Source organism: Robiginitalea sp. (genome assembly GCF_049588695.1).
Lineage (GTDB): Bacteria > Bacteroidota > Bacteroidia > Flavobacteriales > Flavobacteriaceae > Robiginitalea.
Map to the genome: position 1 here is coordinate 1 of NZ_JBAVZJ010000054.1, position 19,255 is coordinate 19,255.

Genomic DNA, 19,255 nt, shown 5'->3' on the forward strand with positions numbered 1-19,255 from the left:
GGGTATAGGCTACCCATGCCGCCTGTTCGTATTGCTCAGCGTAGGCAAGCTGAAAATGATCGTGGATAATGAGTTCACCTCCTTCAAAAGAGGGGATGTACGCTTTGGGAAATCCGATGGTCTGTGCAGTGCCGGATTCGGATTCATAGGTATCCTGAAAAACATGCCTCTCAAGCCACCAAAAACCGATGACCACAATCCAGAAGAGGATTATATAGGTCCATGTATGCCTGGAAATCCGACTTCTTCCCATCCCTGAAAACTAGAAAATTTCGGGGGTTCCGGAAAATTCAATTCCTGAAACGGTGACTGTTCAGAAAATTTGCACTGCCCGATCACCCGGAATTAGCCCTGCACCCGGCTGGCTAATTTTCCCTTTTTAAAGTTATTGACCTTCAGGTCTTCCAGGACATTGACAGCCTCTTCCACATAGACATCTTTGGCCAAATTCTTGTGCCAGCGGTTTCGTTTTTCCCTTAAAACAGAATCCTGGGTAAACAATTCACGTTCATAGGTCAGGGAACTGAAATTCAATTTGGAATCGTATTCCATCTTCGATTTGAAGTACTGCGATTTCTCCTTATTCTCGCGTTCGCGTTCCAGATATCCATCGTAATTCAGGGGCACCATAGATTCATCCTGTTGCTCTTTGAGCCATTGAGCGTTTTCCTCAATCAGGGCAATTTGAGGGTGATTTTTCATTCGTGCAGTACTCTGTTGAATGGTCGCCTCATAATCGATATATCCCTCCCAGGCCTTGTACTTCGCAGGGCTGATCTTATCCCATTGCAAAGGGTTGCGCTGGTCGCGTTCCCCCAGGTCTATATAGCTATAGCGGTCGGGTACCACAACATCGCTCTCCACCCCTTTTAATTGGGTAGAACCTCCGTTGATCCGGTAGAATTTTTGAGTGGTGAGTTTAATAGCCCCCAGGTCCCCATATTCATTACTCCGGACAATACTCTCAAGGGGAATCAGGTTTTGAACCGTACCCTTGCCAAAAGTTTGCTTACTGCCGATTACTACGGCGCGTTTGTAATCCTGCATGGCGGCCGCTAATATTTCAGAAGCAGAAGCGGAAAGCTCATTGACCAGGATGACCAGGGGTCCATCCCACTGGATACGCTCATCCTTATCCTCGTAAATTTCTTTATCCTTGGCAGAAGACCGCACCTGGACTATAGGGCCGTCTTCAATAAACAAGCCGGCCATATCGACTACCGTTTTCAGGGAGCCCCCGCCGTTGTCACGCAGATCAAGCACCAGTCCCTGAATACCTTCCTCCTTGAGTCTTTCAATTTCTTTTGCTACATCTGAGGCTGCATTCCGCTCATTGTAGTCTTCAAAATTCACATAAAACTGTGGCAGGTTTATCAGGCCATATTTCTGGTCCTCCTTAATGATCATAGCGGATTTTGCGAAGGACTCCTCGAGCTCTACAACATCACGGGTCAGAGATACTACCTCTACCGTACCATCTACTTTGCGCACGGTGAGGTCCACTACAGTACCCTTGGGGCCCTTGATCAGCTTAATGGCATCCGAAAGGCGCATCCCTACAATATTAACCGGGGATTCCCCTTCCTGTCCGACTTTGAGGATTTCATCCCCCACATCCAGACGTTGATCCCGCCATACCGGGCCACCTGAAATGATCTCTACAATTTTAGCGCCTTCCGACTGCTTTTGCAGCCTGGCCCCAATACCTTCGAACCGGCCTGACATTCGCACGTCAAATTGCTCTTTCTCTTCCGGGGGGAAGTAGAGGGTGTGCGGGTCAAATTCTTCAACAATCGTATTGATGTATTGAACAAACCAGTCTTTGCGTTCCAGTTCGTCTATAAATTCAAAATAATCTTCAAGGGTTTCCAGGGTGTTTTCCCGGGCCGACAATTCAGCCTCTTCAGGACTTGACTCTGCCCCCTCATCCCCATCGGCCAGTGTCAGTTTGGCATCGTACGCCCCAATTGTGGCATATTTGAGTTGCTTTCTCCAGCGATCGGAGAGTTCACCCCTGTCAGTCGCATATCCGACGTTTTCATAATCGACATCGATAAACTCGTCCCTGGAGTAATCAAAAGGCGTCTTCAGCACCTCCCTGTAGATTTCACGGGCTTCGTCCATACGGATCATCAACCGGTCGTAGACGATATTAAAAAAGGAAATGTCGGTGTTTTTCAGCTGATCGTCGATCTGGTATTTGTACTGCTGAAATTCCTGGATATCCTCATCGAGAAAATATCGCCGGGTAGGATCCAGCTCCTCTATAAAGTCTTCAAAAACATTGGCGGAAAAGCTATCATTGATATCCTTTGGCTCGTAGTGCCCGCGCTCCAGAACATAAGTAATCAGGTCGAGTAATAATTTGTCCTTGTCATCCGATTCAAAAGACCGGTTGGTAAAGCTGCAGGAGGCTACAGCAATCAGTAGGACCAAAAATGCAAATACAAAATTCCTTTTCATGTAATTTTTTTTTCAGGCCATTGAATACAAGCCTTTTCATAGCAATAATGAACTCCCTAAATTACTGAAAAAACCATGCCAGTCCTGAAGATTGCCATTAATTTTTTGTTAATGCGAGCCGCCGGAAGCCCTATCTAATGAAAAACGTATTTTTACAGCATAAATTATAGTCCATGCCCAAACCTCTTATTCTCATCACAAATGACGACGGAATTACCGCTCCCGGACTGCGTACACTGATCCGGTTTATGAAGGAGCTGGGCGATGTTGTCGTGGTGGCTCCGGACAGTCCGCAATCGGGTATGGGACACGCTATTACCATTGACAGCACTTTGTATTCAAAAAAGGTGGTTATCGATTCTGAGCATGGGGCCCCTGAGGAATACAGCTGCAGTGGAACCCCGGCCGACTGTGTAAAACTGGCCCTTCAGGAACTGCTCCCAAGAAGACCAGATCTGTGCGTGAGTGGAATCAACCATGGTTCCAATGCCTCGATCAATGTGATCTATTCCGGGACCATGAGTGCTGCCATCGAAGCGGGAATCGAAGGAATACCGGCTATAGGGTTCTCACTTTGCGACTATTCCTGGGAGGCCGACTTCTCGCCTGGCAGGGAGGCCATCCTGAAAATTACGCGGGAGGCCCTGGAGCAGGGCATACCCCCGGGAGTTGTGCTTAACGTCAATATTCCACGTACTAAAGGAGAACCGGTTAACGGTATCCGTATCTGCCGGCAGGCACGGGCCAACTGGAAAGAAAAATTTGATAAACGCATGAGCCCGGGAGGCCAGGAATACTATTGGCTCACCGGGGAATTTGAATTGCTCGACAATGGAAAGGATACAGACCACTGGGCCCTGAGCCAGGGATATATAAGTGTGGTACCCACCATGTTTGACCTCACTGCACATCACGCCATACAGGACCTCAACAATTGGACGCTCAATGAATAGAAAGTATAAGTACAGGGAAATGGCCATCGGATTTATGGTGGGTATCATTGCCAATACGATAGGGGTATTGCTCTATATCCTCATGTTTTCAGACCTCGGTGTTGCCGAGAGCCTGAAGGCCGCTGTGGAAGCTGAACAAGTGGGAAGTCTGCTGGCCCTTGGGGCCGTGCTTAATCTGGTCGCTTTTTTTGGCTTCCTTAAAATACGACGCGATGAGCGTGCCCGGGGCGTCCTCCTGGCAACGGTCCTCACGGCCATGGTGATCCTCTACTACAAAATATTTGCCGGGTGAAATACTATCTTATTTCCGGAGAGGCCTCGGGTGATCTCCACGGTTCGAACCTGATCCGGGCTATTTTCAGGCAGGATCCTGACGCGGTGGTCCGATGCTGGGGCGGGGATCGCATGCAGGCCGCCGGGGGGGACCTGGTCCGCCACTATAAGGAAATGTCTTTTATGGGTTTTCTGGAAGTCCTGGCAAACCTCCCGAAGATTTTCCAGAATCTTTCCTTTTGTAAAAAAGACATTGCAGCCTTCGCCCCGGATGCCCTTATTTTTATCGACTTCTCGGGATTTAACCTGCGGATCGCCGAATGGGCCAGGAAAAACGGGTTACGCACCCATTATTACATCTCCCCCCAGGTTTGGGCATCCCGGGAGGGGCGGGTGAAAAAAATTAAAAGGGACATAGACCAGATGTACGTCATCCTTCCTTTCGAAAAGGATTTCTATGAAAGGAAACATCATATGCCCGTACATTTTGTGGGACATCCACTTATAGACGCCCTGAAGCAAAGGCCCGAAACAAATTCAGAGACTTTCAGGGCTGAAAACCAGCTGGACCCCCAGAAGCCCATTATCGCCCTTCTACCCGGCAGCCGTCCCCAGGAAATAGGTAAAATGCTGCCCGTTATGCTCTCGCTGACGCCCCGTTATCCCGATTATCAATTTGTCATTGCCGGCGCCCCGAGCACCCCTGTTGAATTTTATGACCCCTTTCTTAAGAAGCACCCTGCCGCCCTGGTGGTCAACCAGACCTACCCCCTGCTGAATTCAGCTACCGCGGCTTTGGTAACCAGTGGTACGGCAACTCTGGAAACCGCCCTTTTGGGGGTTCCCCAGGTGGTTTGCTATAAAGGCAACTGGATTTCCTACCAGATTGCCAAACGCCTGATCACCCTGAAATACATTTCGCTGGTCAACCTGATTATGGACCGCCAGGTGGTAACCGAACTTATTCAGGAGGACCTCACTACGGAGCATCTGGCTGACGAATTGGATAAAATACTTTCAGGCCCGGGACGGGAAACACAATTAAAGGCCTGCGCGGATTTACGTATTAAACTCGGGGGTCCGGGAGCCAGTGATAAGGCTGCGAAACTGATAGTGGATTTCACTTTGGATCATTAGTTTTACCGCTATAACATTGATTCAGCGATTAAATTTTAGTGAAATTCCTAACTTAGCCTTGCCCAAAAGCTTCTGAAATCCATGCATAAACGCCTCCTTTTACTGGTTTGCTGTGCCTTTCTGGCCCGATGTGGGGTTGTCAAAAAGAATACGAGTTATTCGGAGGAACGGCGGGTTCATGTGGCGGGAGGCCCCTCGGAGGAGGCAGCTGAATTGGATGAGGCCGCGCCTGTAACCAAAATGGAGGAGCCAACAGCGGAGACCCCGGTGGATGCCGTGGTGGAAACAGCGCTCACCTTTACCGGGGTTCGCTACAAATACGGGGGCACCACCCGAAAAGGCATGGACTGTTCAGGCCTGCTTTACACCTCTTTTCTGAAAAACGATATCGCCCTTCCCCGAACTTCGCATATGCTCTCGGAAGAAGGTAAAAAAATCAAAGTGAACAAGGTGCAGAAAGGAGATCTCCTGTTTTTTAAAACCCGCAGGGGCAGAACCAAAATCAACCATGTAGGCCTGGTGGTTGACGTGGAGGACGAGGAAGTGAAATTCATTCATTCCACCACCTCCAGGGGCGTCATCGTATCCTCCCTTCGGGAAGGTTACTGGAATCACGCTTTTGTAAAAGCTACCCGACTGTTTTAACCATGTCATCCCATTCTGCAGCTTCCTTCTACCTGGCGGGAATGCTCGCCCTGGGGGTCTGGATCGGGGCCTGGCTCAGGCCCGATCTCCTGCCCTGCATATCCCTTAGCGCATTTTTCTTAGTATGTATTGCATGTACCCTTCAAAACATCTTCCGGAAGGGCTTCTGGGTCATGGCGGGGCTGGCTATTGCAGGAATCGGTATGTGGAGTATGGCAGCTGCCCTCCCTGAGAATCAGCCCGATCACTATCTCAATCACATGCATCCGGAAGTAGGGTCCCTTGAAATTCGCGTGCTCGAATCTTTAAAATCCACTTCCTTTTCCGAAAAGTATACAGGGGAAATTCTCAGGGTCAATAGCCTGAAAACCCGGGGGAAAGTGCTGGTTGACATGCGCAAAGACAGTACACGGGGTCCGCTGCTTCCCGGGCAGCTGATACTGACCCCAGTCCTCCCCCAACCCGTGCCGCCACCGAAGAACCCCGGAGGTTTTGACTATGGAAAATACCTGAGAACCCAGGGGATTTACGGCAGGGTAAAACTCACCTCAGCGAACTGTCTTCTGAAGCCCCCACCCCCTGCCCTGGGGGCAAAACCCCTTTTGGGCCTGAGACGCAAATTACACCGCGCATTAAATAACCTCGGCCTGGGAAAACAGGAAACACAAATAGCCCGGGCGCTTTTGCTCGGGGATCGCAAGACTATAGACCCGGAATTGCACCTGGCCTATACACGGGCAGGAATCCTGCACATCCTGGCGATTTCCGGCCTGCATGTGGGTATTCTGGCGACCTTTCTTTTTGCCTTCCTCGCTCCCCTACGCCACCTGCCCTGCGGAAAAGGCCTGCAGACTGTAATTGGGCTTACCCTGCTTTGGGGGTATGCCCTTATAGCCGGTTTCAGCCCTTCCGTCGTGCGGGCCGTATTGCTCTACAGCTTTGTGGCCCTGGCCATTTATCTGGAAAGGTCCGCTCAAACCCTTCATTTTCTGGGGCTGTGCTGGGTATTTATGCTGGTGGCTATCGACCCGAACTGGTTGTTGCAGGTGGGATTCCAACTCAGCTTTGCCGCGGTAGCCGGTATTGTGGTGTTTTACCCCTTTCTCATCCGGTATCTGGCGTTCGACAAATGGGTTGGAAATCCCCTGGGGAAACTCCTTGCGGTAAGCCTTGCCGCCCAGGTGGGAACCCTGCCTTTCACCCTTTACTATTTCCATCAATTTCCTGGACTATTTTTGCTCTCCAACCTCGTTTTGCTGCCAGGTCTTGGGGTATTGCTCGTCACCGGCCTGGCCTGCATGTCCCTTGAACTGCTCATAGAATTGCCCCGGGCCGCGGCTGACCTTCTCAATGGATTACTGGGGGGCATGAACCGCTATGTGCACTGGGCGGCAGGGCAGGATGTATTCTTTCTCAAGGGTATTTCGATGACAGGGTTTGAATGTATCCTCAGTGTTCTGGCTCTATTTCTCGTAGGCATCTACCTCAAAACGAGACGCCGTCAAGTCCTATATGGAATTGTCGTCCTTTTGTTACTCTTCCAGGGCACAAGGGTATACCGCAATGCCAAAAGCTTCCAAAAGCAAAGTTGGGTCATCCCCCACCAGGTGGCACATACCATGGTGTGGATACGAGAGGGATCTCTTTTAAAGGTGGCCTTCACCGACTCTGAAAAAGGTGCCCGTCTCATACGTGATGCGCAAAATCACTGGGGGATCCGTCACACGGAATACGGCCCGATCGCTCCCATTTACACCCTGGGTAACACGACTTTAAGAGTGCTGGATCGCAGTGGCCTGTATTCCCCGGTGGAATCCCAACCGGATTACCTGCTGCTCAGCGGTTCGCCCCGGGTACATTTGGGCAGGGTACTGCAGGTTTTGAAGCCTGCGGTGGTGATTGCGGACGGCAGCAACTATACGAGCGATCTGACACGCTGGAAAAAAAGCTGTGCCGAAAAAGGAATACCCTTCCACGCCACAGCCTTTGGGGGAGCTTATGAGATTGAGGTTCCCCGGGAATAGCCACCAAACCCCCTGTTTTTTATCCGGGGTTACAGGTGTGCGTCTACCCCGAGAGTACGTTTAGTGTACGTTGCCCATCAGTCGCTTCATCAGGGGGGCTGTGACCAGAACAATAATACCGGCTGCCAGGGCGTACTGGGCAATCAGTTCAAAACCTCCTGTGTATACGTCAAGGGTCTCAAAACCGCGTACATCGGGGTTGTCACTCTCAATGGCGAGTTGTTTCCCGATAAAACCAACGATCTGAAAGGCAAAGGCCGAGGAGAGAAACCACACTCCCATCATAAAGGCCACAATGCGTTTAGGGGAGAGGTCTGTTATTTTTGAAAGTCCCACGGGCGACATAAAGAGTTCCCCCACAGAAAGGAAGAAATACATGATCAGCAGGTAGGAAAAGGGTACCATCCCATTCTCATCAGCACTGCCGCCGCTCAGGGCGAGAATATAAAAACTGATTCCCGCAAAGGCCAGGCCCAGGCCAAACTTATAGGGTGTCCGGGGATTGAGATTCCTTTTGGATAGCCACGTAAACAAGAGTGACACGGGGATAGATAGCAGGATAATAAAGACAGGGTTGATAGCGTTGGACTGGGCCGCATCAATCCATTCAAGATTTACATTCCGGTCTGCAAACAGGGTGATTACACTTCCAGACAGTTCATGGAACCCCCAGAAAACCGTCATAAAAAGCGTGATCAGAACAGCCATGATAAGCTTTTTCCGCTCATCCGGGGTGGCTTTGAAAATGATATACCCCAGATAACCCAGCACAGAAATACCAATGAGCTTAAAGATAATATTGACAATATTCTGATCGTCAAAGAAGCCCCCTTCAGGGCTCAAGGGTTTGTAAGAGGATAATAACAAGGCGATTACAGGCACAAAAAGAAACGCAAGGAGTGGAATCATAGTTTTTTGAGGCACTCCTATAAATCGCTTGGCCAGTACCGCCTCACTAGGCGCCCTTCCCCGATCGCCAAAAACATTATTTCGGATCCCGCTCCAGAAAAAGAGCAGTCCCGTGAGCATTCCTATGCCCGCCAGGCCGAAACCATAGTGCCAGCCGTATTCCCTCCCGAGCCATCCACATAAGAGGGGGGATACAAAGGCACCGATATTGATACCCATATAAAAAATTACAAAACCCGAGTCTTTTCGAAGATCCCCTTCTTTGTATAAAGAGCCCACAAAGGTCGAAATATTCGGTTTAAAAAAACCGTTCCCGACCACGATAAGGGCCAGCGCCAGGTAAAAGGCAGTGTTGTTTTCTATGGCCAGTACAAAATGCCCCAGGGCCATTAGGATACCCCCCAGGAGGATAGACCGCCGCATTCCCAGGATGGTGTCCGAAATCTTACCCCCGACCACCGTAGAGGCATAGACCAGGGATCCATAACTCGAATAGACTGCCGCCGCGGCATAATCCCGCTCTGCCAACGCCTCGAAGATAACGTTGACCATATAGAGGGTGAGCAGGGCCCGCATTCCATAGAAACTGAATCGCTCCCAGAGTTCGGCAAAAAACAGGTAGAACAATCCTTTAGGGTGTCCGAACAACTGTTGTGGTTCTATTGGATCGATTTCCGTGGTCGTTTTCATCGGTTTGGTTTGTTTACAGGTTATTCAGCACAAATTGGGTCATTTTATTGTAGAGGTGCAGACGGGTATTCCCGCCGTAAATGCCGTGGTTTCGGTCTGGGTATATGGCCCATTCAAACGGCTTGTTCGCCTGTACCAGCGCCTCGATGAGCCGCATGGAATTCTGCACGTGCACATTATCGTCTGCAGCCCCGTGAACCAACAGGAAATCCCCCTTTAATTGGTCCGCAAAATTCAAAGGGGAATTCTCATCGTAACCCCCGGGATTCTCTTGGGGTGTTTGCATATAACGCTCTGTATAGATGGTGTCGTAAAACCTCCAGCTGGTCACCGGGGCAACCGCTATGGCCATTTCAAACACGTCATTTCCCTTTAAAATACAATTCGAAGACATAAAGCCCCCGTAACTCCAACCCCAGATCCCTGTGCGCTGTTCATCGATATAGGGGCGGGCACTAAGTGCCTGTGCCGCCGCAATCTGATCTTCCACTTCGAATTTGCCCAGCTCCAACTGGGTCACCTTTTTAAAATCCCTCCCCTTCTGTCCGGTGCCGCGTCCGTCCACACAGGCGACGATATACCCTTCGGAGGCAAGCATCTGATGCCAATAGTCGTTGGATCCATGCCAGCGGTTTGCCACTTGCTGGGAGCCCGGTCCGCTGTATTGGAACATCAGCAGGGGATATTTCTTAGAGGGATCGAAATCCGCAGGTTTGATCATCCACATATTCAGGTCGTTCCCGTTAATGGGAAGCGTACTGAATTCCTTGGGGGCCATTTCGTATTTTCCAACACGGCTGAGCAGTTCCCGGTTGTGTTTGAGTTCCTCAACCAAAGCCCCGTCTGAAGCTTTGTGCAGGGTGAAGACCGGAGGGGTTTCCACATTGCTGAAAGTGTTGATAAAATACGTGAAATCACTGCTGAAAGCGGCACGATTGGTGCCATTTCCCGAACTCAACCTGCGCTTTCCCTTCCCTTTATCAGAAATACTGTAGACATCGCGATTGATGGAACCTTGTTCAGTAGACTGGTAAAACACCCGGCCACGCTTCTCATCATACCCATAATACGAGGTGACCTCCCAGGGTCCGGAAGTGAGTTGCTGCTCCCTGCCGCGCTCCGGATCGTACAAATAGATATGGTTGTACCCGTCTTTTTCGCTGGTCCATATAAAGCGATCATCGGGCAGGAAAGTCAAATCATCAGTAACATCTACATAAGCCGCATCGGTTTCTTCCAGCAGTGGGGTCACCTCGAGGGTAGAGGCCTCCACCTGGTGCAGGACCAGTTTATCCTGATGGCGATTCAGGGTTTGTACACTGAGATGGTCCGGATGGTTCATCCATTTCATACGCGGAATATAGTGAGGGTTGCCCAGGGATACCTCGCGGGCACTACCCGAGGGCAAATCATAAATATAAAGGCTTACCTCCGCGTTGGCCTCCCCGGCCTTGGGATACTTAAATTCATGGGGTTTTGGATAGAGTCCCTGCCCGTAAACATCCATAGAGAACTCCGGTACCTCACGCTCGTCAAAACGGAGGTAGGCAATCTTATCTCCCGTGGAATTCCAGTCGAAAGCCCTTACAAAACCAAATTCTTCCTCATACACCCAATCTGTGACGCCGTTAATAATGGCGTTCGGTGTGCCATCATCGGTAATTTGCTTCCGGCTTCCCGAGGCCAGGTCGAGGACATAGAGGTTATTTTGGTACACATAGGCTACCTGATCCCCTTTGGGCGAAAGCATAGGCTCCTGGATTTTACTCTCGGAAATCGGGAAAATCGTATTGCTCTCAAGGTCGTAGACAAAATAGATACCCAGGCGGGACCACCTGTAAACAGGCTCTACCGCCGTAGCCAGCAGCACCCTTGACTCATCCCCGCTAAAACTGTATGACGTAAAGAAAGGGATGCCATTGGCGACATCGGATTTCAGGAGTGTAGCGACTTTTTCCTGTGTCTTGTATTCGTACTTATCGATGCTGCTCACCTTAGCCTGGCGATCGATATTAAGGATGGTATAGTGCTGGCCGTCTTTCATGGAACGAAGCACCTCCAGGCGCTCTGTAGAAAAACTGCCGCCCCAAATATCCTCTAGTGTTATTTTCTTTTGCTGGGCTGAAATTACCTGCCCGAAGATTAGCAGGAGTACTAAAATCCCGAAGCTCTTTTTCATATATCTTTAAAAATGGGGTTTAAATCTCCCAAGTTTATGAATATTTTATCAGAAAACACCAAGGCAGCTGCTTTTTATTGATTCCGCCTGCCCTATTTAAGCGGGCCCCGGAATTGTCTTTGAATCCCTATCTTTGAGGCCATAAAACCGCATTGATGGACCAACCTGTAGAAGGGTTTTCCAAACTTTCGAAGGAGGAAAAAATAGACTGGATTGCCCACCGGTATACTGCAAACCCGGAGGCTACAGTAGCACTACTGGAACAGTATTGGAATTCGGATAAGCAGTTGCAGCAATTGCACGATGAATTCATCGAAAATACCCTTACCAATTTCTACCTCCCCCTTGGGGTAGCCCCAAATTTCCGGATTAACGGGAAGCTCTATGCCATCCCCATGGCCATTGAGGAGAGTTCCGTTGTCGCAGCTGCGAGTAAGGCTGCGAAGTTCTGGTTAGAAAGGGGTGGGTTCAGGGCCGAGGTACTGGGGACTGAGAAAATAGGACAGGTACACTTCCTCTATTTCGGAGATCCCGGTCAATTGATCGAATTTGTAGAAGGGATTCAACCCGTTTTCAGGGCAGATGCCCAGGGTTTGACCGCAAATATGGAAAAGCGGGGCGGGGGGATCCGAAGTATTGAACTTCGGGATAAGACAACTGACATCAAGGGGTATTATCAGCTGCATTGCGCTTTTGAAACCCTGGATGCCATGGGAGCTAATTTTATCAATTCCTGTCTGGAACAATTTGCAGCCACCCTGGTTCGGGAAGCCGGGAAGTTTGCGCCTTTTGCCGAATTGGATCCTCCCATAGAAGTCCTGATGAGTATCCTCTCCAATTATGTTCCGAACTGCTTAGTCCGGGCTGAAGTCTCTTGTCCGGTCGCCGACCTGGAGGCTGAATCCGGGATTTCAGGGGCAGATTTTGCCCGCAAAATGGTTCAGGCCGTGGCAGTGGCCAATAGTGAACCCTACCGGGCCGTTACGCACAATAAAGGGATTATGAATGGAGTCGATGCGGTGGTTTTAGCTACCGGAAATGACTTCAGGGCCATCGAAGCCGGGGTTCACGCTTACGCTTCGAGATCGGGCCGGTACCGAAGTCTGAGCCAGGCAGAAGTTTCAGACGGCATTTTCCGGTTTTGGATGGATATCCCGCTCGCCCTGGGTACGGTCGGCGGTCTTACCGGGCTGCACCCCCTGGTGCGGGTGGCCCATGAAATCCTCCAAAAACCCAGTGCCCCCGAGCTCATGCAGATTGTTGCCGTGGCGGGCCTCGCTCAGAATTTTGCCGCCCTGCGCTCACTGGTGACCGTGGGCATTCAAAGAGGTCATATGAAAATGCACCTGCTCAACATACTGAACCAGCTCTCCGCCACCCGACAGGAGAAAGAAACTCTAATCGATCATTTTAAAACCCATACGGTTACCCATAATGCCGTGGTAAAAGCCCTGGAGGCCAACCGGGCACTGAAATGAAACAATCTTTTTACAGTCACGGGAAACTGCTGCTTTCCGGAGAGTACGCTGTACTCGACGGGGCGGCCGCACTGGCTGTTCCCACCCGATTGGGGCAATGGCTGCACGTTGAAGCATCGGGGACCGACGGAATGGAATGGGAAAGTCAAAACCCGGACGGCTCCGCCTGGTTTAAAACCCGGTTCCAGGAGGATGACTTTACCCATGCGACAACCCTTACCACCTTTCCCCCCGGAATTCGGGAAAGGCTCCTATATATATTGAGGGCTGCCGTAAACCTGAATCCCGAATTCGCGAAAAGACTTATAGGCACCCGAGTGGTAACACAACTGGAGTTCCCAAGGGAATGGGGCCTGGGGTCTTCTTCCACCCTGATTTCAAACCTGGCATTGTGGGCCGAAACCGACCCCTATGATTTACTGTCCGCGACCCTGGGAGGGAGTGGATACGATATCGCTGCAGCCCAAAGCAACGGCCCTTTTTTATATACACTCGGAGGGGATAAGTCTCCCTGGGTGCAGCCTGTATCCTTTGATCCGGTGTTTGCCGGGGAACTCTTCTTTGTCTATCTGAATCAAAAACAAGACAGTCGGGAAGGTATCGCCCGGTACAGGGAACGACCGGCACCATCGGCCGAAGTACTCAAAACGATCTCCGGTTTTTCCCTTCAGCTGGCGAATGCCCCTGATTTAAATACCTTCCGCCATGCCCTGGTTGCCCATGAGACATTGTTGGGTGAAATCCTGGGGATGGAACCCATTAAAAAACGGTTATTCCCCGATTATCCGGGAAGTGTCAAAAGCCTGGGGGCCTGGGGAGGCGATTTCATTTTGGCCACCGGGAGCGCTGAAGACCAGCACTACTTCCGGGAAAAAGGCTATTCTGTCATTCGCCCTTATCCGGAGTTTATACTCTAAAGCAGGAGCCTCCAAAAAGCAAAGAACCCTGCAAAAAGGAGCCTCCTGCAGGGTTCTTAAAGTATTATTCAATCGGTTATCAATAAAAAACCGAACGATTATCTTCTATTTCTGCCTTTTCTTTCAGGGCATTATATACCTCTGAAGATACCCGGCCGCGCAATCCGTTTTGAAGATTCAGGGCATAGGGGGCATAGTTCTCCATAGTCGGAGCCTCTTCTTTGGCCGTTACCTCAAATTTAAAAACCCCGCTTTCCCCCTCGATAAGGTTCGAGGTTTTCCCGGCATCCATGATAACCGCCGTACCGACGACCATAGGCTCGCGACCGGCACCCGCAATGGTGGGGCTTTTGGCGTTCAGGGCGCTGGCACTGGCTACCGATACCCCGTTGGCACTGGCTATCTCCTCCATGCTTTTTCCCTGGTTCCCACTGATGATTTGTTCCGCTTTACGTTGCTTCCTCAAAATGGGCAACACCTGTACAGAAGCGTCTTCTACAGGCATCAGGCCTTCCCGATGTGTAGCCGTTAGCTGTGCAATAGCATACCCGTTGTTCAGATCAAATCGGCGTACATCCCCAACAGCGGTCTCTTCGTTAAAGGCCCATTGAACGATGCGTCGCTGAGCTCCAAGCCCGGGCAGATTCTCGTCCATAGCCTTGAGCTTATTCACCGGGCGTACCTGGTAGTTATTTTCTGCTGCTTTTTCAGCATATCCTTTTTTGTCATCGGTAACCGCCATTTCAAAAGTGGTCGCCTCCGTAAAAAGAGTGTTAACTGTCTCCTCAGAGGGTTCAATCATCCTGGAGAAATTGGCAATACGTACCATATCGCGCTTATCGTCCACCCTGACGATATGGTATCCAAATTCTGTTTCTACCAGCCCAATGGTTCCCACAGGGTTTCCAAAGGCAAAGTCATTGAATTTGGGCGTCATGATACCCTCCTCGAAATACCCGAGATCTCCACCGCGGGGCCCGGAAGGTCCGTCAGAATTATCCCGTGCCAGCTCTGCAAAAATAACATCGTCCTTTTGTGCCTCTTCCAATAATTCCTCTGCCTTTTCAGCTGCCTCTTCCCGGGTGCGGGTAATTTCGGGATTGGCCCTTTCGGCCCCCTGCCAGGTGATCAGGATATGACTGGCCTTCACAGATCCGGCAGGCTTTCGATCTATCATCCGTGTAACCCTGTAATAATTCCCATCCCGGTACGGGCCATAAACCTCACCCGAATTTAGCGAAAAGATGGTGTCTGCATATTGGGCCGGTAATTCTGAAGCGGCCTTGTAAAGGGTATCGTACTTGGTATCGGAATAGCGGTCCAGGAAGGCTGCCACATCCGGGGTATTTCTGAATCCGGGGATGGTGGCTGTGGAATCGTATTCCTCGAGGTATTCCATCCGATCCCCCAGGAGTTCGGTCATGGCCGTCACAATAGCCGCCTCGTCTGCCTGGGAAGCCTTCTCCTCGAAGTAGACATATCGGATATCCCTTGAGGCCTCCTGTTGAAAATCGTCCTCGTGCTCTTTGATATAGGCCGCAATTTCCTCTTTGGAAATATTCACGGTGCTGTCCGGGATACTGCTATAAGGCACCCGTACATAGCGGATGTCCACGCGGTCATTCGCCAAATGGTATTCCAGTTCCCCTTCTTTGAGGGTGGCTCCTACCCCTGCGCCAATAAGGTCAAAATACCGCTGCTCTTTGGCTGACTCTATCAGGGCCCGCTCGTTTTCGAGCCAGAGGTTATATTGCTGAGGCGCATTGATCCGCAGATCGGCGATAAAATTCCGAAAAGCAGTCTCGTCAAAAAAGCCATTTTCATCCAAAAATTGAGGATTTTGGGTGAAGCTTGGATTGTTCCGGATAAGCTCCATGATCTGATCCTGCTCAATATCTAGCCCGAGTTCCTCGAATTGCTGCTTTAAAACGGTGCTGCGAATCTCCCGGTCCCATACCGTATTTACAATTTGAGTGGACGTGGCCTGATCGCCAAACTGCCCGGAGGCAAATTCCATTTTCTGACGGAATTCATCTATGGAAATAGCTTCTCCATTGACTTCACCTACGGCAGAGCCTACCTTTGTCCCACCCAATCCGGGGCCTGTAAATATCCCGGATATCACAAATGCAAAAAGCGCCAAACCGATGATGAGTATCAACACCGTGGTGCGCTTTCGAATTTTTTCTAAAATCGCCATGTTAAAGGTCTTTAAATCAGTGGGCGAAAATACCATTTTCTACCCAATAATAAAAGGAAAAATCAGGGGGTATTAAAGGGGGCTGCCGCTAATCCGTTTCCAGGATTTCCAACGTTACCAGATCGATCTTCGTATTGGAGACCTCGAGAATGCGGAAGAGGAATTTCCCTATTCGAATTTCCGAGTCCTTGTCCGGGATTTCCCCCGTTTCATTGACGATCATACCCCCCAGCGTCCCGTATTCGTCGCTTTCCGGTAAATCCAGGCGGTACTGCTCATTGAGGTAATCGACCTCCAGGCGGGCGGAAAACTTAAAGGTGGTTTCCGAGAGCTGCTCCTCATCCAGATCGGTACTGTCGTGTTCATCTTCAATTTCCCCGAACAATTCCTCGATGATGTCTTCCACAGTCAGGATTCCCGAGGTGCCTCCGTATTCGTCCAGGACGACCGCCATACTCTTGCGCTTTTTGGTAAGCACGTTGAGGATATTCTGGATCAGCATCGTTTCGGGGACAAACTCCACCGGCAGAAGGATACTTTTGAGGGTTTTTGGTTTTTTAAAGAGTTCGTAGGAATGCGCATAGCCGATAATACTGTCTATGGTATCCTTGTAAATCAATATTTTGGAATACCCGGTCTGGGTAAAGAGTTTGGTGAGGTTCTTTGGGGTTTCATGAAGTTCCACAGCGGTAATCTCTGTACGGGGCACCATAACTTCCCGGGCCTTTACAGCCGAAAACTCAAGGGCATTCTGGAAGATCTGTATCTCAGAATCCACCTCTTCATGGGCCTCCACGGTTTCCATCTGCTCGGTGATGTAATCCCCCAGTTCCAATTTAGAAAAGGCGAGCTGAACCTCATCGCCATCCGTTTTAAAGAACGTTTTCAGAATAAAGTCGGAAATGGAAATGACAAAAGCCGAGATGGGCCAGAAAATCACATAGAAAACATAAGCCGGAATAGCCAGGGCTTTCAGCAGGGTATTGGAGTAAATCTGGAACAGGACTTTGGGCAGGAATTCTGCCGTAAGCAGGATGACCAGGGTGGAAATAAAGGTTTGGGTCAGCAGGGTAAAGTCTGAAAAGAGCACGTGGACCAGTATATTCTCAGAAGGCAATACACTGTAAAACCAATCCATGAGCAGATCCCCCATGTACAAGCCGTAGACCACCAGGGCGATATTATTCCCGATGAGCATGGTCGCGATAAACTTCGAGGGACTCGCCGTGAGTTTGGTCAGCACCCGGGCCAAAACCCCTTCCTGCTTTTTCTCAATTTCCAGATAGATGCGGTTGGCCGATACAAAGGCGATTTCCATACCTGAAAAAAAGGCAGAAAGCAACAGGGAGATTACAATAATAGCCATGATGGGTAGCTTCTAGCTTCGCTTAGGGTTTCTCCTGATCTTTTCGTTTCTCGAAGCGCTTGCGATAGTTTCTCCGAAAGAGAAACATAGCCACGGAGACCACGGCAAAGAAAATGAAGATATAGGCCTGGTTCTGATCCACATTCCACAGCTCTCCAATTTTATAGAGTGAGACTACGGCTACGGCCAGGTAGAGGTATTCGGTATATCTTAGGATTTTTATCATGACGATTCTTCCTTTACGAGCATTTCGCCCCCTGTTTGGTGTGCATTAAAATACGTAAAATCCCGGTTAAAATCCATTCCCTTCCCATTGAGCTCTGTACCCTCCTCCGGGTTGGTAAAGGTAAACCGGGCCTGGGTAAAAATCCACTCGGTCTTGCGATCCCAATACAATTGGGGGGTTGTCAGAATTTTTCCGTCGTAGGTTGTCACCACCACGTTCCCCTGTAAATCGACAAGGCCTGTTTCCGCATAGACAATGGCGTAATCTGCCCGGATGGTACTTTTCTGCCCGTCCTCATCGTAATACGTCACCAATACCCCTTCCGGGAAGGTGCGATAGGGAAATATGAGGTTCTCAAAATCTTTTGTGTGGGGGCTTTCGAGTACTGCGATAACCCTTGAATCGGACTCCCCCTCCGACTGCAGGTTTTTTTCAGTTTCGGTATAGGTCAGGGTGAAATTCTCAGCCTCCCCCTGGGGATATACCAGTGCCGGACGATCTTCCCCTACCCGCTCGTAGGTATCCTGGCAGGATAAAAAAAACATTGCCACGGTCAGTGCCATGGCAATGTTTAAACGATCGTATTTAAAAGATGTCATCCTTACAGGTTGGGAACTTTAACGGTGGCTCCGATCCAACACTTCAATGTCACAGATTTGCCTGCCATACCCGAGTTGAATATATCGGTCTTTGAAGGCGCCTTAGCACTGTAGCTGGCTGCTGCCTGGTTGGCTCTGCCCCTGAGGGATGGATCTACACGTCCGGCCTTACGGGCTGTTTCGGCGGCCAGCCAGTAGGTAGCCCTTTTCTCAAAAGGAGTCTCCCCGCAATCATTGGCACTGGATGCGTAAAGGTTGGCAATGAGTAAGTAGGCTTTCCCGTTGGAAGCATTGGCCGCAACGGCCTTGTTGGCATAACTCCTGGCCTGGGATTTACTGAACTTTCGGGCCACGGTAGCCGATTTATAAAGGATGTCAGATTTCTTTTTGGGATCTGTCTCCAGTTCAGCGGCCTTGTCAAAATCCGCAAGGGCGCCTTTGCTATCCCCGTCTTTAGCTTTAAGGGCTCCCCCATAGAGATATGCACTTGCTGAAGGCTCCAAAGCCAACTGGGCTTCAAAAAGCTTGCGGAAGAGCGGATCATCCGTACACTCCTTATTAAACATACGGCCAACAGCGCGCTTAACCCAATCTATATCGTTTTTCTTTTCTTCAAAACTCTTCTCATAGAGCGGAATCAGGTTTTCGCAGTCTGCCAGGGCCCCGAGCTTGGAGTCGATACTCCCTGAAATTTTACCATAATTCTCCGAGTAGCTACTGTAGGACTTCAGTTGGCGCTTTTCTTTGGAAGTTAATGTTCCGGCTTCTTCCTTAGGCAGCAACTTGTTAATCCGGTCCAGGTATTTCGCATTTTCCTCGTCAATTTTTTCGGTAACATCATCGTAGACGTTGAAAACCTCCTGCAGGTCCTTTTTTCCGGCCTCGTGAAGATTCACTAAAGAAGAAAAATAGAGGTATAATGCCTTGGGGTTGTCAAAATTGGCCCGGTCTTCTTTAAAAGCCTTGGAGAGCATTGCATAGATCTCCTCATCACTCGCCATTTTATTGTCGTAGAGCAAGGAAGCTTTATCGCTGTTCACACTGGCCAGCGTGTAGTTTTTTGGGAAGTACTCCATGCTGCGATCGTGCAGGGTGAGGAGTTCATCGATATAGGCCTTTTTTTCGGCCCCTGTAGAATTCTCAATCTTATAATCCAGGACTTTTTCGCCAAGGGAGAAATTAGCCTTGTTAATGCC

At 50.0% G+C, this 19,255-nt stretch carries 15 protein-coding genes and 1 pseudogene; 7 read left to right on the forward strand and 9 right to left on the reverse strand.

Features of this window, described 5'->3' with window-relative positions; genetic code table 11:
• Window positions 1-253: pseudogene (locus tag WBV75_RS01035) on the reverse strand (DNA/RNA non-specific endonuclease); the annotation flags it as partial.
• A gap of 92 nt (window positions 254-345) precedes the next feature.
• Window positions 346-2,463 (reverse strand): carboxy terminal-processing peptidase, encoded by a 2,118-nt coding sequence (locus tag WBV75_RS01040; RefSeq protein WP_424118807.1) that lies wholly within the window; start codon window positions 2,461-2,463, stop codon window positions 346-348.
• A 173-nt stretch (window positions 2,464-2,636) separates the two neighbouring features.
• On the opposite strand from WBV75_RS01040, the gene surE reads away from it, so the two are divergent.
• The 5 genes from surE (at window position 2,637) to WBV75_RS01065 (ending at window position 7,495) form a co-directional block, all read left to right on the forward strand.
• Window positions 2,637-3,416 carry a 5'/3'-nucleotidase SurE gene (gene surE / locus WBV75_RS01045; RefSeq protein ID WP_424118808.1) on the forward strand — a complete coding sequence of 260 codons (780 nt, stop codon included), beginning with the start codon at window positions 2,637-2,639 and terminating at the stop codon, window positions 3,414-3,416.
• Window positions 3,409-3,708 carry a hypothetical protein gene (locus WBV75_RS01050; protein ID WP_424118809.1) on the forward strand — a complete coding sequence of 100 codons (300 nt, stop codon included), beginning with the start codon at window positions 3,409-3,411 and terminating at the stop codon, window positions 3,706-3,708. Before surE ends, WBV75_RS01050 begins: the two co-directional genes overlap by 8 nt.
• Complete coding sequence (gene lpxB, locus WBV75_RS01055) at window positions 3,705-4,826, forward strand: lipid-A-disaccharide synthase (RefSeq protein ID WP_424118810.1); 1,122 nt, start codon at window positions 3,705-3,707, stop codon at window positions 4,824-4,826. Before WBV75_RS01050 ends, lpxB begins: the two co-directional genes overlap by 4 nt.
• 81 nt (window positions 4,827-4,907) lie before the next feature.
• A complete protein-coding gene (locus WBV75_RS01060) occupies window positions 4,908-5,471 on the forward strand; it encodes a C40 family peptidase (protein WP_424118811.1) in 564 nt (187 codons plus the stop codon).
• A 2-nt stretch (window positions 5,472-5,473) separates the two neighbouring features.
• Window positions 5,474-7,495, forward strand: coding sequence for a ComEC/Rec2 family competence protein (locus WBV75_RS01065; RefSeq protein WP_424118812.1), 2,022 nt, complete (start codon window positions 5,474-5,476; stop codon window positions 7,493-7,495).
• Between the two features lie 60 nt (window positions 7,496-7,555).
• Here the strand turns inward: WBV75_RS01065 and WBV75_RS01070 are convergent, their stop codons facing one another.
• Entirely contained in the window at window positions 7,556-9,094 is a 1,539-nt protein-coding gene (locus tag WBV75_RS01070) for a peptide MFS transporter (RefSeq protein WP_424118813.1), read from the reverse strand.
• Between the two features lie 13 nt (window positions 9,095-9,107).
• Window positions 9,108-11,273: a S9 family peptidase gene (locus WBV75_RS01075; protein ID WP_424118814.1), complete on the reverse strand. Its 2,166-nt coding sequence runs from the start codon at window positions 11,271-11,273 to the stop codon at window positions 9,108-9,110.
• 155 nt (window positions 11,274-11,428) lie between these two features.
• On the opposite strand from WBV75_RS01075, the gene WBV75_RS01080 reads away from it, so the two are divergent.
• Together WBV75_RS01080 and WBV75_RS01085 are read left to right on the forward strand one after the other, a co-directional pair.
• The gene (locus WBV75_RS01080) at window positions 11,429-12,751 is read left to right on the forward strand and encodes a hydroxymethylglutaryl-CoA reductase, degradative (RefSeq protein WP_424118815.1); all 1,323 of its coding nucleotides are present in this window, start codon (window positions 11,429-11,431) and stop codon (window positions 12,749-12,751) included.
• Window positions 12,748-13,668 carry a GYDIA family GHMP kinase gene (locus WBV75_RS01085; protein ID WP_424118816.1) on the forward strand — a complete coding sequence of 307 codons (921 nt, stop codon included), beginning with the start codon at window positions 12,748-12,750 and terminating at the stop codon, window positions 13,666-13,668. The genes WBV75_RS01080 and WBV75_RS01085 overlap by 4 nt, the downstream gene beginning before the upstream one ends.
• Window positions 13,669-13,747: 79 nt before the next feature.
• Here the strand turns inward: WBV75_RS01085 and WBV75_RS01090 are convergent, their stop codons facing one another.
• From WBV75_RS01090 to WBV75_RS01110, 5 genes are all read right to left on the reverse strand, one after another.
• Window positions 13,748-15,868: a peptidylprolyl isomerase gene (locus WBV75_RS01090; RefSeq protein ID WP_424118817.1), complete on the reverse strand. Its 2,121-nt coding sequence runs from the start codon at window positions 15,866-15,868 to the stop codon at window positions 13,748-13,750.
• An 88-nt stretch (window positions 15,869-15,956) separates the two neighbouring features.
• A complete protein-coding gene (locus WBV75_RS01095) occupies window positions 15,957-17,234 on the reverse strand; it encodes a hemolysin family protein (protein WP_424118818.1) in 1,278 nt (425 codons plus the stop codon).
• Between the two features lie 22 nt (window positions 17,235-17,256).
• Window positions 17,257-17,460: a hypothetical protein gene (locus tag WBV75_RS01100; protein WP_424118819.1), complete on the reverse strand. Its 204-nt coding sequence runs from the start codon at window positions 17,458-17,460 to the stop codon at window positions 17,257-17,259.
• Window positions 17,457-18,059 carry an LPS export ABC transporter periplasmic protein LptC gene (gene lptC, locus WBV75_RS01105; RefSeq protein WP_424118820.1) on the reverse strand — a complete coding sequence of 201 codons (603 nt, stop codon included), beginning with the start codon at window positions 18,057-18,059 and terminating at the stop codon, window positions 17,457-17,459. The genes WBV75_RS01100 and lptC overlap by 4 nt, the downstream gene beginning before the upstream one ends.
• Before the next feature lie 2 nt (window positions 18,060-18,061).
• A partial coding sequence (locus tag WBV75_RS01110; RefSeq protein WP_424118821.1) for a hypothetical protein occupies window positions 18,062-19,255 on the reverse strand: 1,194 nt, incomplete at its 5' end.